This window comes from Streptomyces sp. NBC_00247, assembly GCF_036188265.1.
Taxonomy (GTDB): Bacteria; Actinomycetota; Actinomycetes; order Streptomycetales; family Streptomycetaceae; genus Streptomyces.
Window position 1 is genome coordinate 2,637,703 of record NZ_CP108093.1, and the last position, 14,124, is coordinate 2,651,826.

At 72.7% G+C, this 14,124-nt stretch carries 12 protein-coding genes; 5 read left to right on the plus strand and 7 right to left on the minus strand.

What is annotated here, in order from left to right; all coding sequences use genetic code 11:
- Nucleotides 1-219: 219 nt before the first annotated feature.
- The 3 genes from OHT52_RS10945 to OHT52_RS10955 form a co-directional block, all read right to left on the minus strand.
- Complete coding sequence (locus tag OHT52_RS10945) at nt 220-2,163, minus strand: outer membrane protein assembly factor BamB family protein (protein WP_328719949.1); 1,944 nt, start codon at nt 2,161-2,163, stop codon at nt 220-222.
- A 61-nt stretch (nt 2,164-2,224) separates the two neighbouring features.
- On the minus strand, nt 2,225-4,180 hold the full coding sequence (locus OHT52_RS10950) for a PQQ-binding-like beta-propeller repeat protein (RefSeq protein ID WP_328719950.1): 1,956 nt from the start codon (nt 4,178-4,180) through the stop codon (nt 2,225-2,227).
- 425 nt (nt 4,181-4,605) lie between these two features.
- Nucleotides 4,606-6,423 (minus strand): ABC-F family ATP-binding cassette domain-containing protein, encoded by a 1,818-nt coding sequence (locus tag OHT52_RS10955; protein WP_328719951.1) that lies wholly within the window; start codon nt 6,421-6,423, stop codon nt 4,606-4,608.
- A 119-nt stretch (nt 6,424-6,542) separates the two neighbouring features.
- On the opposite strand from OHT52_RS10955, the gene OHT52_RS10960 reads away from it, so the two are divergent.
- Nucleotides 6,543-7,226, plus strand: a complete 684-nt coding sequence (locus OHT52_RS10960) for a lipoprotein (RefSeq protein WP_328719952.1) — start codon at nt 6,543-6,545, stop codon at nt 7,224-7,226.
- 218 nt (nt 7,227-7,444) lie between these two features.
- Here OHT52_RS10960 and OHT52_RS10965 read toward each other — a convergent pair whose 3' ends face one another.
- The 4 genes from OHT52_RS10965 to OHT52_RS10980 form a co-directional block, all read right to left on the minus strand.
- The gene (locus OHT52_RS10965; protein ID WP_328719953.1) at nt 7,445-8,380 is read right to left on the minus strand and encodes a 4-(cytidine 5'-diphospho)-2-C-methyl-D-erythritol kinase; all 936 of its coding nucleotides are present in this window, start codon (nt 8,378-8,380) and stop codon (nt 7,445-7,447) included.
- Nucleotides 8,377-9,249 carry a 16S rRNA (adenine(1518)-N(6)/adenine(1519)-N(6))-dimethyltransferase RsmA gene (gene rsmA, locus OHT52_RS10970; RefSeq protein ID WP_328719954.1) on the minus strand — a complete coding sequence of 291 codons (873 nt, stop codon included), beginning with the start codon at nt 9,247-9,249 and terminating at the stop codon, nt 8,377-8,379. Before rsmA ends, OHT52_RS10965 begins: the two co-directional genes overlap by 4 nt.
- Before the next feature lie 55 nt (nt 9,250-9,304).
- The gene (locus OHT52_RS10975; protein WP_328719955.1) at nt 9,305-10,171 is read right to left on the minus strand and encodes a TatD family hydrolase; all 867 of its coding nucleotides are present in this window, start codon (nt 10,169-10,171) and stop codon (nt 9,305-9,307) included.
- 89 nt (nt 10,172-10,260) lie between these two features.
- Nucleotides 10,261-10,680 (minus strand): hypothetical protein, encoded by a 420-nt coding sequence (locus OHT52_RS10980; protein ID WP_328719956.1) that lies wholly within the window; start codon nt 10,678-10,680, stop codon nt 10,261-10,263.
- Between the two features lie 476 nt (nt 10,681-11,156).
- On the opposite strand from OHT52_RS10980, the gene OHT52_RS10985 reads away from it, so the two are divergent.
- From OHT52_RS10985 to OHT52_RS11000, 4 genes are all read left to right on the plus strand, one after another.
- Nucleotides 11,157-11,339, plus strand: a complete 183-nt coding sequence (locus OHT52_RS10985; RefSeq protein WP_328719957.1) for a hypothetical protein — start codon at nt 11,157-11,159, stop codon at nt 11,337-11,339.
- A 10-nt stretch (nt 11,340-11,349) separates the two neighbouring features.
- Nucleotides 11,350-12,063, plus strand: coding sequence for a hypothetical protein (locus OHT52_RS10990; RefSeq protein ID WP_328719958.1), 714 nt, complete (start codon nt 11,350-11,352; stop codon nt 12,061-12,063).
- A gap of 110 nt (nt 12,064-12,173) precedes the next feature.
- The gene (locus tag OHT52_RS10995; protein ID WP_328719959.1) at nt 12,174-13,184 is read left to right on the plus strand and encodes a DUF6895 family protein; all 1,011 of its coding nucleotides are present in this window, start codon (nt 12,174-12,176) and stop codon (nt 13,182-13,184) included.
- Nucleotides 13,181-14,104, plus strand: coding sequence for a DUF6895 family protein (locus tag OHT52_RS11000; protein ID WP_328719960.1), 924 nt, complete (start codon nt 13,181-13,183; stop codon nt 14,102-14,104). Before OHT52_RS10995 ends, OHT52_RS11000 begins: the two co-directional genes overlap by 4 nt.
- Nucleotides 14,105-14,124 lie beyond the last annotated feature (20 nt).

Below are 14,124 nucleotides of genomic sequence, written 5' to 3' on the forward strand. Positions count from 1 at the left end.
CCGTGCGCAGGTGTGCCACGACCGTCGGCCCCCCGGCCTAGACCCGGCAAGCTACACGCTTGTTCGACGCCGTGGCGCCCATACGTGGCAGAAGCCCCCCAGAAGGCCGATTTCTTCTGCTTCGGACGTCACCGGGTTGACGGAAAACGATCGGCCCCGCCGGTCTCCTTCCGGCCGGCGGGGCCTTCGTGCGGCATCCGGACGACGTCCGGCGGCGGGTCAGCCGGTGGTGAACGCCATGGCGAGAAGCCGGTCGTCGTCGGTCCCCCTCGACTCGCTGAGAATGTTCGGCGACAGGAAGAGCCGCCCCTTCTCGTACAGGAACTCCCCGCGGTCGTAACCGAAGTACGTCTCCGCGTCCCGGGTCTTCTCGGTGCTGGGGTTCTCCATCAGCACCGTCTCCTCAAGGGTGGCTCCGTCGAGCGAGACGACCTGGCCGCCCTTGTCGTACGGGGGCACCTTGTACGCGATGACGTTGGTGCCGTCCATGCGGAGCGGGACCATGCTGTACCGCTCGCCGGCGTCGGCGCGGGCGCCGAGCAGCTTGCCGGTGGTGAGGTCGAAGGCGACGATCTCGTTGGTGTCGCCGAACTCGGCGGTGCCCTCGTGGGACTCGGTGGGCACGTACAGGCGGTTGTTGCCGACCGTCATCCCGACGCACCGTTCCACCTCGGTGGAACCGCACTCCCCCGCGTACCGCTCGGCGTCCGCGGAGATCCGGACGATCAGCTTGCCGGTCTCCGCGTCGATGGAGAAGTAGTCGGAGATGCTGGAACCGTCGCCGGCCGTGTCGCCGATGTCGGCGGCGACGACCAGCGGCGAGGTGGAGACGACCCCCGCGTAGTCGATGCCGGGCGGCATCTCGTACGAGGAGAGCGGGGCTCCGGTCTTGGCGTCCAGGGTCTGGACGGAGAGCGTCGGGTCGTCGTACGAACCGCACTTGCGGACGGTGACGAGCGCCGGGCCGCCGGCGTATCCGGTGTCGTAGCAGTCGTCGGTGGAGACCTTCGGAGCCCAGAGCTGGGCTCCGGTGGCGATGTCGAAGGCCGCGCCGCCGTCGGTGCCCCCCGCGGCGACGGTCGTGCCGCTGACCGTCACCTCCTCGAAGCTCACCGGCTCGTCACCGTTGGAGGAGGCGACGACCGACTTCGACCAGATCATCTTGCCGGTGTTCAGATCGAGCGCGCCGAGCTTGTCGCAGGACGGGTACTTGTCCGCCGAGGTCGGCTTGCCCTCCTGGAAGACGATCGCGGTCTTGTAGTCCTTCGTCATGTGCCGGGAGGCCGCGCAGAGCTGCCCCGCCGTCGGGATGGACCAGAGCTTGGTGCCCTTGACCAGGTCGTACCCGGCCACCTCGTAGACCCCGGTCTTCACGTACGCCTTGTCGGTGACCCAGGATCCGTAGACGGAGGTGACGTCGGAGACCTTCGGCTTGGGGATCTCGAAGGCGACGTGCGACTTGGTGGAGGCGGGCACCTTCTCGGTGCCTCCGGCGAGACCGCCGCCGCCCTCACCCTTGTCGCCACCGCCGCCGTTGGCACCGCTACCGCCGGTGGGGCCCGCGGTGGAGACGTTCGTGCCGCCGCCGTCGCCGGACGCCGAGTAGACGATCCCGGCGCCGACGATCAGCACCACGGCGAGAGCCGCCCCGATGATGATCTTCGCCTGGGCACTGATCCTCTTGCCGCCGCCGGCGCCCTGGGGCGGCTGCGGCTGCGCGTACTGCGCCTGTGTCGGGTGGCCGTATCCCGGCTGCCCGGGACCTGGCTGGCCGAAGTAGCCGGGCTGGCCGGGCTGCGAGGGGGACGGCGTGTTCGGGTAGCCGTACCCGGGCTGCCCCTGCGGATAGCCGTACCCGGGCTGGGGCTGGGCCTGGGGGTATCCGTACGCGGGTCCGGCAGCGGGCCCCTGGGGCGGCTGGGGGGCCGAGGGCTGAGCCTGCGGCGGCTGGGGGGCCGAGGGCTGAGCCTGCGGCGGCTGGGGGGCCTGCGGCGGTGCGCCGTACGGGCCGGGAGCCTGCGGCTGCTGCTGCGGCGGCGGGGGCTTCCCGTACGGGGAGGGCGGCGGCGCGCCGAATCCGCCGGGCGGCGGGTCCTGCGGGGCGCCGAACCCGCCCTTCGGCGGCTCGTCGGGCTGCTGAGGGGGAGGGGGCGGCTGGGTCATCTCGTACGTTCCTCGGGGAAAGGGTGGTCGGGGCGGGGGGAGTCGTGGGCGCCGGGGCGTGTCACTCGCCGAACGCGATCATCGCCGTCTCGCGGTCGTCGCCCCGGTTGTTGGCCTCGGTGAGCCGGTCGGCGACGATGATGGAACGCCCGTCCAGCCAGATGAACTTGCCGCCGAAGATGGACTCCTCGGTGAGCGCCGTGGACGCCGGGTGCTGGAGCAGGATCTTCGGGGCCCCTCCGGTCGGTGCGACGGAGGCGATGGCGCCACCGGCTTCGTAGGTGGCCTCCAGACGGACGACCAGGTTGGCGCCGTCCATCCGCATCGGCTGCATGAGCCGGCCGGCCGGGGCGGCCGACTTCCACTTGGTCTTGCCGGAGTCGAGGTCGAAGGCGACCACCGTGTTGGTGCGGTCCGTGGTGCTGGTCGCCTGGGTCGCCATGTAGAAGGTGTCGGCGTCCGCCGCGACTCCGGCGCAGTTGTCCAGGGTCTTGCCGAAGATCTGCAGCGTGCCGCCGCAGTCCGGGGCGAACTTGTCCGACGCGTCACCCTTCAGCGTGGAGCGGAGGGTGCCGTCGTCCTTGAGGGCGAGGACGCCCCACGACTTCTTCTTCTCGTTGGTCAGCGCCACGACGAGCGGGTCGACCGAGTACACCCGGTCGACCTCCCAGCCGCGTTCCGGCTGGTACGTCCAGCGGGCCTTGCCGGTGGCCGGGTCGAGCTGCTGGATCTGCTGCTGCGGGTTCTCCGGGTCGTCCGTGGTGCAGTTGACCGCGGCGATGAGCTTCGGACCGCCCGCGTAGGCGACGGGCTTGCACTTGTCGGTCGTCGAACCGAACAGCTCCTTCCCGTCGCTGACCCGGAAGGCGTTGGTACCGCCGGAACGGCCGACCGTCACGGTGTCGCCGCTGATCGCCAGACCGATGTCGGTCAGCAGGTCCCAGATGCCGTTCGGCTGGATCGTCTTCTTCCAGCCCGCCTTGCCCGTCGTGAGGTCGACCTGCTGGATCTCGGCGCAGTCCGCCCGGTCGCCGGTACCGTCCAGGAGCCCGAGGACGACCTTGCCGTCCGCGGTGGCGTTGACGGACCCGGCGCAGATGTCGGTGTCGAACCCGACCGTCCACTTCTCGTCGCCGGTGTCGAGCGAGTAACCGGATATGCCGCGGTAGGCGGCCTTGACCAGCGTGTCACCGACGACCCAGGGACCGCGGACCGTGGCGCCGTCACGCGGCAGCTTCAGGTCGTTGTCCTTCATCCAGAGGATCTTCGCCTCACCGGCCTTGCGCCCGGCGTTCAGGTCGTCGTCGGTGTCGCGGCCCTCGTCGTTCCCGTCGCCCGAGGGCGAGGCGGTGGGGCCGGACTTGTCCTTCCCGTCCGAACTCTCCTGGGCGACCGGCTTCCCGCCGGGGTCGTCCCCGCTGACGGCGAAGCCCACACCGACGGCCGCCACGACCACCACCGCGACGGCCGCCGCCACGATCACCCCGGTCCGGCCGCGGAAGAACCCGCGCCCGGAGGAGGGGGAGGGAGCGAGGGGCGGAGGGCCGGGCGGCGCGGGGTAACCCGGGTAGCCCTGCTGCCCGTTCGGGCCCGACTGCGGCTGCCCGTAGGCGCCGGCCGCCTGCTGGCCGTACGGACCCGGCTGCGGGGAACCGTACGGGCCGGGCTGCTGACCGTACGGACCCGGCTGCGGGGAGCCGTACGGGCCGGGCTGCTGCCCGTACGGACCCGGCTGCGGCTGCTCGGCGTACGGGCCTGGCTGCGGCGGGCCGTACGGGCCGGGGGCCTGCGGGTAGCCGTAGCCGGGGGTCCCGGCGGCCGGGGGCTGCTGGCCGTACGGGCCGGGCGCGGCCGGGTAACCGTACGCCGGAGCGCCGGGTGCCGGGGGCTGCGCGGGAGGTGCGGGCGGGGCGGACGGGGGCGGTGGTGTCACCGGCCGGCGGGGCGACCCGGACGGCGGCTCCTGCGGAGTCCCCGAGCCCCCCTGCGGCGGTTGCTGGCTGGGCGGCTGGGTCATCAGCACGTCCCCCTTCGTGCGGTCCGGTGCCCGTTCCGGCCTCCCCCGCGGTCCCGCGGTGACCGGAAGACGTCGTGCGACGTACCTCCGGAACTCCCCGGAATGGAGCGGAACGGGCATGGCTACCGCGGCGTCGCGACAGTCTGGCGGGGCTTCTTTGTACCACCCGCACCACCACGCGCACCGGATCGGTCCACCCCCTGTGCCCAAGGGAGAACCGGGCCGTGATGCCGCCGTTACGCGCCTGCCGAAACCCGGGCACCGGCATCGGCCGACGCACAGTCACACATGAGTGCGGGTGGCCGAGTCACCCGGAACCCCGACCTCGACCACCGGAATCGACCGCTTTGCCTGAACAGCCCCGTACGGAACGGGACGAACCCCGGACCCCGGACGCGGCCGGGCCCGGGGTCCGTCCGCAGCGCCTACGCCTCCTCGGCCAGCTCCAGCCAGCGCATCTCCAACTCGTCGCGCTCGGTGACCAGTTCGCGCAGCTCCGCGTCGAGCTTGGCGACCTTCCCGAAGTCGGTGGCGTTCTCCGCGATCTGGGCGTGCAGTTTGGTCTCCCGGTCCGAGAGCTTGCCGAGCTGGCGCTCGACCTTCTGCAACTCCTTCTTCGCGGCACGCGATTCCTGCGCCGAGAGGGCGTTGACCGGCGCGGCGGACTCCTTGGCCGCGGCGGGGGCGGCGGACGGGGTGGCCGACTCCTCCATCCGCTGCCGGCGCTCGATGTACTCGTCGATGCCGCGCGGCAGCATCCGCAGCGCGCGGTCGCCGAGCAGCGCCATCACCTTGTCGGTGGTGCGCTCGATGAAGAACCGGTCGTGGGAGATCACGATCATGGAGCCGGGCCAGCCGTCGAGGAGGTCCTCCAGCTGCGTGAGGGTCTCGATGTCCAGGTCGTTGGTGGGCTCGTCGAGGAAGAGGACGTTCGGCTCGTCCATCAGCAGACGCAGGATCTGGAGCCGGCGCCGCTCACCACCGGAGAGGTCGCCGACCGGCGTCCACTGCTTCTCCTTGGTGAAGCCGAACTGCTCGCACAGCTGCCCCGCCGTCATCTCGCGGCCCTTGCCGAGATCCACCCGGTCACGGACCTGCTGCACGGCCTCCAGCACCCGGAGGGTGGGCTTGAGCTCGTGCACCTCCTGGGAGAGGTAGGCGAGCCGGACGGTCTTGCCGACGACGATCTTCCCGCCGGCCGGCTGGACGTCGCCCTGGCTCCGGCACGCCTCGGCGAGCGAGCGCAGCAGCGAGGTCTTGCCCGCGCCGTTCACGCCGACGAGACCGACGCGGTCACCGGGGCCGAGCTGCCAGGTGAGGTGTTCGAGCAGCGTCTTGGGACCTGCCTGGACGGTCACGTCCTCCAGGTCGAAGACGGTCTTGCCGAGGCGCGCGTTGGCGAACTTCATCAGCTCGCTGGTGTCGCGCGGCGGCGGCACGTCGGCGATCAGCTCGTTGGCCGCCTCGATGCGGTAGCGCGGCTTGGAGGTACGGGCGGGGGCGCCGCGCCGCAGCCAGGCCAGCTCCTTGCGCATGAGGTTCTGCCGCTTGGACTCCTCGGTCGCGGCGATCCGCTCACGTTCGGCGCGGGCGAAGACGTAGTCGCTGTAGCCGCCCTCGTACTCGTGGACGGTGCCGCGCTGCACGTCCCACATGCGGGTGCAGACCTGGTCGAGGAACCACCGGTCGTGGGTCACGCAGACGAGCGCGGAGCGGCGGGCCCGCAGGTGTCCGGCGAGCCAGGAGATGCCCTCGACGTCGAGGTGGTTGGTGGGCTCGTCGAGGACGATCAGGTCCTGGTCCGCGATGAGCAGTTTGGCGAGCGCGATGCGCCGGCGCTCACCACCGGAGAGCGGGGCGATGACGGTGTCCAGGCCGTGCTCGAAGCCCGGCAGCGCGAGACCGCCGAAGAGCCCGGTCAGCACGTCACGGATCTTGGCGCTGCCCGCCCACTCGTGATCGGCGAGGTCACCGATGACCTCGTGCCGGATCGTCGCCCGCGGGTCGAGGGAGTCGTGCTGGGTGAGGACACCCGCGCGCAGCCCGCCGAGGTGGGTGACCCGCCCGGAGTCCGCCTCCTCCAGCTTGGCGAGCATCCGGATGAGGGTCGTCTTGCCGTCGCCGTTGCGGCCGACGACACCGATCCGGTCTCCCTCCGAGACGCCGAGAGACACACCGTCGAGCAGCGCACGGGTGCCGTACACCTTGCTTACCTGCTCGACATTGACCAGATTGACGGCCATTTCACTCCTGCCCAGGGGATGGATCGACTTCCCAGGGTAGTCGCCGCGCGGATGCGGTAGCGTGCGGCGATCTTCCGGGGGCGACTCCCGGACGGGAACGTCTCAGGGGTGGGAACGTCATGGCAGGCACGACGGCACGGCGCCGGGTCCCGGCGGTACTGGCGGCGGTGGCGGTGACAGCGGCGCTCTGCGCCCTGTCCGGCTGCGGTACGGACGGCGCGGAAGACGGCGGGAAAGCCGCAGCGGCCTCGGCCACCGCCTCCGCCACACCGACCGGCACGGACAGCGACCCCGCCGCGAAGCCCGCCGCCAAGGCCGGCAGCATCGGCGCCGCCGGTTCCGCCTGCGAACTGCCGGTCACCTTCGACCTGGCCGCCGAGTGGACGCCCGAGGCCGTCGACGTCACCACCGTCCCCGAACTCGCCGCCCTGGCCGAGCAGGGTCCGATGACCATGGTCTGCGAGATCGACGCGAAGCCGGCCGGGAACATCGGCTACCTGCGGGTGTGGCGGGGCGAGAAGTCCTCCGCGTCCCCGCGCGAGCAGCTCAAGGCGTTCGTGACGGCCGAGGAGGGCGCCTCGGACGCCACCTACACGGACATCGAGGCCGGCACGGTCGCCGGGGCCGAGGCCACCTACACGGTGACCGTCGAGGCCCTGGACGAGACGAAGAAGGAACGCGCCTTCCTCGTCCCCACCGCGCAGGGCCCGGTCGTCGTCCACCTCGGCGGCCTGGACACCGAGGAGCACGAGCAGATGCTCCCGGCGTACGAGCTGGCGAAGTCGAGCCTGCGGGCGGGCTGAGGCGGGACGGCTCCGGGGCGGGCGTCTCACACCGGTCGACCTCGCCGAGGCCGGGCCGAGCGAGGTCCCCTACCGGGCCCGGGCCGGTACGCCCCGCCCGCCCATGCCCTCCGCCTGCGCCGCGCGGCCCCCGTCAGGCCGGGAGCGGCGGTTCGGCCGGCATCACGGCGCGGACCGGGGAGTCCGCGACGTGCGCGGGCGACGCGGGGCCGACCTCCTCAGACCACCGTCGCCCCCGGCGCCGGGGAGACCGCGACCCGTGCCGTGCGGCAGGTGCCGGAGGCGGTCAGGGCGGCGGCGACCCGGTGGGCGGTGGCCTCGTCGGGGACGAGGAACGCGGTGGTCGGGCCGGAGCCGGAGACCAGGGCGGCGAGGGCTCCGGCGTCGGTTCCGGCGGCCAGGGTCGCGGCGAGCGAGGGGCGCAGCGAGAGCGCGGCGGCCTGGAGGTCGTTGCTCAGGGTCTTCGCCAGGGCGACCGGGTCGCCGGAGGCCAGGGCGTCGAGCAGGGCCGGGGCCGCGGTGGGCTCGGGGACGTCCGTACCGGCGGTGAGCCGGTCGAACTCGCCGAACACGACCGGGGTGGAGAGTCCGCCGTCGGCGACGGCGAAGACCCAGCGGAAGGTGCCGCCGGTCGTCAGCGGGGTGAGGAGTTCGCCGCGCCCGGTGCCGAGGGCGGCGCCGCCGATCAGGTTGAAGGGGACGTCGCTGCCGAGTTCGGCGCAGATCTCCAGCAGCTCTTCGCGGGAGGCGCCGGTGGACCAGAGCGCGTCGCAGGCGAGGAGGGCGGCGGCGCCGTCGGCGCTGCCTCCGGCCATGCCGCCGGCGACGGGGATGTCCTTGGCGATGTGGAGGTGGACGGCGGGCTCGATGCCGTACCGCCCGGCCAGCGCGAGGGCGGCGCGGGCGGCGAGGTTGCCGCGGTCCAGCGGCACCTGGGCGGCGTCCGGGCCGGAGCAGGTGATCGCCAGCTCGTCGGCGGGGGTCGCGGTGACCTCGTCGTAGAGGCCGACCGCGAGGAAGACGTTGGCCAGGTCGTGGAAGCCGTCGGGGCGGGCGGCGCCCACCGCGAGCTGGACGTTGACCTTGGCCGGTACGCGGACGGTGACGCTTGCGGCCGTGCTCGGGCTCTCGGTCGCGGTGACGCTGTCGGTCATACGGGGAGCTCCGGCTTGTTCTCGGCGATGGCGGCGAACTCCTCGACCGTGAGCGCCTCGCCCCGGGCCTGCGGGGAGATTCCGGCGGCGACCAGCGCGGCTTCGGCAGCGGGCGCGGAGCCCGCCCAGCCGGAGAGCGCGGCGCGCAGCGTCTTGCGGCGCTGGGCGAAGGCGGCGTCGACGACGGCGAAGACCTCGGTGCGGCTCGCGGTGGTGGCGACCGGCTTCTCCCGCCGGACCAGCGAGACGAGCCCGGAGTCGACGTTGGGCGCGGGCCAGAAGACCTTGCGGCCGATGGCTCCGGCGCGCTTCACGTCGGCGTACCAGTTGGCCTTCACGGACGGCACGCCGTAGACCTTGTTGCCGGGACGGGCGGCGAGCCGGTCGGCGACCTCGGACTGGACCATGACGAGCGTCCGCTCGATGCTCGGGAAGCGCTCCAGCATGGTGAGCAGCACCGGCACGGCGACGTTGTACGGGAGGTTGGCGACGAGCGCGGTGGGCGCGGGGCCCGGCAGCTCGGTGACCAGCATCGCGTCGGAGTGGACGAGGGCGAAGCGGTCGGCGCGGCCGGGCATCCGGGCGGCGACGGTGGCGGGCAGCGCGGCGGCGAGTACGTCGTCGATCTCCACGGCCACGACCCGGTCGGCCGCCTCCAGCAGCGCCAGGGTCAGCGAACCGAGCCCCGGCCCGACCTCGACGACGACGTCGTCGGGCCGCACCTCGGCGGTGCGCACGATCCTGCGGACCGTGTTGGCGTCGATGACGAAGTTCTGGCCGCGCTGCTTGGTCGGGCGTACGCCCAGCGCCGCCGCCAGTTCGCGGATGTCTGCGGGGCCCAGGAGGGCGTCGGGCTCTGTGCTGCTCACCCACTAAGCGTACGGGCGAAGTTCATCGCGTACGCAACGCACATCATGTCTACGCTCAGTAGTCGAAAGCCCGCGCCGTGTTGGCATCGACGGTCGCGGCGAGGGTGTCCTCGTCGACGCCCTTGACCTCGGCCATCGCGCGCAGTGTGACGGGGATGAGGTAGGGGGCGTTGGGGCGGCCCCGGTAGGGAGCCGGGGTGAGGAAGGGGGCGTCGGTCTCGACCAGCACCAGTTCGGCGGGGGCGACGGCGAGGGCGTCCCGCAGCGGCTGGGCGTTCTTGAAGGTGACGTTGCCGGCGAAGGACATGAAGTAGCCGGCCCGCGCGCAGATCCGGGCCATCTCGGCGTCGCCGGAGTAGCAGTGGAAGACCGTACGGTCCGGGGCGCCCACCTCGGCGAGGACCCGCAGCACGTCGGCGTGGGCGTCGCGGTCGTGGATGACCAGGGCCTTGCCGTGCCGCTTGGCGATCTCGATGTGCGCCCGGAAGGACTCCTCCTGGGCGGCGCGGCCCTCGGGCCCGGTGCGGAAGTGGTCGAGGCCGGTCTCGCCGACGCCGCGTACGTGGGCGAGGGCGGCGAGCGCGTCGATCTCCGCGAGCGCCTCGTCCAGCGCGGCCCGGCCGCCCGGCGCGCGTACCCCTTCGCGGGTGTGCCCGTCGGGGTCGCCGTGGACGATGCGCGGGGCCTCGTTGGGGTGGAGGGCGACCGAAGCGTGCACCCGGGGGTGGGCGGCGGCCGTCTCGGCGGCCCAGCGGGACCCGGCGAGGTCGCAGCCGACCTGGACGACGGTGGTGACGTTGACGGCGGCGGCCCGTGCGAGGGCCTCCTCGACGGTGCCGTCCTGCATGTCCAGGTGGGTGTGCGAATCGGCGACCGGAACCCGCAGGGGTTCGGGCAGCGGCGGCGCTTCGGTGCGGCTCATGCCCTTGATCGTACGAGGAGCGCCGGACGCGGGGGCGCCCGCCCGGGGTCCGGGGACACGGGCGGGCGCTCTTCCGTCGGGAGGCCGGGTCAGCGGCGCTGGAAGGGGTGGAACAGGTCGGTCAGGTGCCAGTGGCGGGCGGCTCCGGCACCCGCCGGTACGGCCACGGCGGCCACCCGCTCGTCGTCGTCCGGTCCGGCGGCCGTGCCGGCGGTGGTGACCCCGGCCAGGGCGGCGGGCTTCTGCCGCGGGGTGCCCCGCAGCAGCTGCTGTACGAGGGAGACCCGCCCCGAGCGCATGATGCGGACCACGTGACCGCCGCAGTTCGTGCAGGTCGGTGTCGACAGAGGAGAGGGGACCCGTTCCCCGTCGGCCTTGTAGACCACGAAGGTGTTTCCGGCCCCGTCGACGTGGTGCTCTATTTCGTAGGCCTGCTCCCAGCCGTGCCCGCATCGCATGCAGGCGAAGGCATAGGCCTCGTGGACCGTGTTCACCGCGATCTCACTCATACTTGCTCCTCTTGTCCGCAGGACAAGCCGCTCCGAGTGTTTCCACCTCCAAGTGCACACCCGCCGCATGTGAATCGCACCGGCTCAGGACCAGTGTTGATGCGTTCTTGGACTCCTTGGTGAGCCCTTGGCCCGCGCATGGTGCGAGGGCACCCCGACGGAAACCAGCCGTTGGGGACGCGCGGGCGCGCACCGCCCATTCACACGGTCGGGGGGCGCATTTCCCGGCGTCCGCACCTCCGCGCGCCGGGTTCCCGTCCGCCTGGATCAGCGGCGTGAATCCCTGCGGGCAAAGGGTCGACAGGGGGCGCACCCAGGGCGCATTCACGGGTTGCAGAGTGAATTGAGCATTCAATTGAATTCCGCACAATGACAAAACAGCATGTCCGGTTTGCGCGGTTCGCTTATCTGGTTTTCACTCAATCTGTACGCAAGTACACACCCCGGCTTTTCCACAGAACAGAACGGGAACGCTCATGCACACCGAAATCACCCCCACCACGACGACCGACCTGGACAAGGACCTGGAGGCCGCGCTCAACCCGGGCGAGGTCGAGGGCCTGCACCGGGACTCGCGCGAGTGCGCGTACCTGGCGCTCCTCGGTGGCGGCTCGTTCCTCCTCCTTTCGCCGCCCACCCCGCGGCCGAAGAAGGGCTGACCCTTCACCGATGAACCAGTCAAGCGCTTCGTCCCGGCTCTCGGACGCGGTGCACGACCTGGCGAACGAGGTGGTCCTCGCTCTTAGGAGCGGGGGCCACCTCGCCACGGTGTGCGGCGCGGCCGGAATCCACGAGGACGACAGAACGGGCATCGCCGCTGTACGGGTCATCGGAGCCGACCTGCTGCTGCCGAGCGTGCTGTACGGACAGAGCCCGCACCCCGGCGACGTGGCGGTCTTCCACCGCGCGGTACGGGACTTCCCGCCCCGCCCCGACGCCTCCCCCTCCACCGCCTGGAGCCACTGGGCGATGCTCTCCACCCTGCACCGGGTGGCCCCCTCCACCAACGGACCCCTGACGGTCGGCGTACCGGCTCTGGACGAACCGGGCGTCGCCGGCCTGGACGACGCGCCGTGGCAGGCGTTGTCGCACCAGGTCTCCCTCCTCGCGCCGCTCGCCGTCCCGGCGGCGGCGTCTTCCGTCGCGCGGATCGCCCGGGGCCGGGTGACCGACCTCGCGCGCGGGTTCGTCCGCGCGGTGCGCCGCCGCGACTGGCTCCAGGCGTCGGGCACCGGCCGCTGGCTGGCGGCCCTGGGCGGGGAACCGCCGACGCTCGGTCTCGGCCGGGGGCTCGACTTCGTCGAGCTGATGGGCGGCCAGGACCCCCGGGTGGCCCTGAACGTCCGCGCTGCCCGGCTGATGATCGAGGAGCGGGGCAGGTGACGGCGGACCACCCCGGCGGTCGGAACGCGGCGGGACACGGGGACGCGGCGGCACACCGTCCCGCCGCGTCCTCCGGCTCCGACGTGCCTGCCGGGTCCGACGTGCCTGCCGTGTCCGAGGTGCCCGCCGGCCTCACGCACGAGGTGCGCGGGGTACGCGACCGCGCACTGACCTGGGCCGAGGACCACCTCACCGGCTTCGTCCTGCCCGAGGACGTGCTGGAGCCGCACACCAAGGTCGACCACACCCTCAAGCCGCTCGGCGAGCTGGCCCAGCTGTGCGGCACCGCCCAGCGGGTCATCGCCCCCGCCGACCCGGCGCACGCCACGGCCGGGCGGCTGATCGCCTTCGCGTGGGAGCAGACCCGCCACGGCGAACTGCTGCTGGAGCTCCTGCGCTCCGAGCCGTTCGCCGCGTACCCGTTCGAGATCTACGCGGCCTTCGCCGGTCACGGGCTCCGCCACGAGGGCTTCGAGCGCCTCGCCCGGCGGATCGCCACCACCCGTGGTTGGGCCCACACCGAACAGCACGCCAACCGCCAGCTGGGGCTGATCAACTCGGAGCGCCGGGTGGGCGTCGCCCCGCACGCGGACGCCGAGGAGGTCCTGCGCCGCACCTGGCTGGGCGGGCTCTGCGAGCCGTGGATGCTGGAGCGCTCCTCCGGCTACTCGCTGACCCACGCGGCCTACCACGTGACCGACTGGAGCACCGCCCCCGAGCGGATGCCGGCCGATCTCGACGGCTATCTGCGGACCTGGCTGCCGCCCTGGGTGGACGGCTGCCTGGAGAGCCACCAGTGGGACCTCACCGGCGAACTGCTCGCGGTCGGCGCGGGCCTGCCCGGCCCGCCGCCGGTCGAGCTGTTCGCGGCGGCCTGGCCGGTGCTCGCCCGGGTCCAGCACCCGGGCGGTTCCCTCCCCGAGACCGGCCCGCCGGTGGCGCTCCCGGAGGACGCGGTTCCGGGCGACGGGGAGCCGTACCCGTTCCTGGCCTGCTACCACTCCACGCTGGTGACCGCCTTCGCCGCGTCGCTCACGGTCGCCCGGCTGGAGGAGAGCACCGCGGCGGACTCGATCCCGGCCGCCGTCACCACCACATCCGGAAGGAAACAGCCCGCATGAGCGGTATCCAGCAGATCCACGAGGTGGGCGCGAAGGCCCTGAAGTGGCTGCACGCCCACCGGGACGGGTTCCGGCTGGAGGACGACCCCTCCCCCGAGGCCGGCCTGCTGGACCGGTTCCAGCCCCTCGGCGAACTGGCGCTCATCAGCAAGGTGATCTTCCGTGAGGGCGTCGCCGGATCGGAGCAGGCCGCCCTCGCCCGCTCCCTCCTCGACTTCGCCTGGCACGAGCTGCTGGACTCCGGCCACCGCCTGCTGGAGGGCCAGCGCCGCGAGCCGCTCTCCCCGGCGCCGATGGAGGTGTACCTGCCGTTCAAGGAACTCGGGTACCAGCACCAGGGCCTCGAAGCGGCCGTCCGCCTCAACCACCGGCTGGGCAGCTGGAGCCGGCTGGAGGTGCAGCCGACCCGGCGCCTCGGCATCTCCACGGTCGAGCGCCGCTTCGGGCTGGCGGCGAGCCTCCCGGAGGACGAGGCGTTCCGGCGGACCTGGCTCGCCGGACGTCCGGAGCCGTGGACCGTCGAGGGCCACATCGGCTACGGCATCACCCACACCGTCTTCCACCTCACCGACTGGGGCCAGTCCCCCGAGGGCCTTCCGCCCGCGATCGCCGACTACCTGGCGCTCTGGCTCCCGGTCTGGCTGGACGACTGGCTCGACCTCAAGCGCTGGGACCTCCTCGGCGAGCTGCTGGTCGTCGACGCCTGCCTGCCCGAACCGACGCTCGACGCGGCGGCCTGGGACGGCTTCGCCGCGGCGCAGCAGCCCGACGGAGCGATGCCGGCGCTGCTGGAGATGCCGCAGGGCGACCCGGAGGCGGTGTTCGACCTCGTCTACCACCCGACGCTGGTGGCCGCGTTCGCCTCGGCGCTGGCGGTGTCCCGCTCCCTGTCGGACCTCTCCTCGGCGGCCTCCGCGTGAGCACCGGCCCCGCCGTCGCC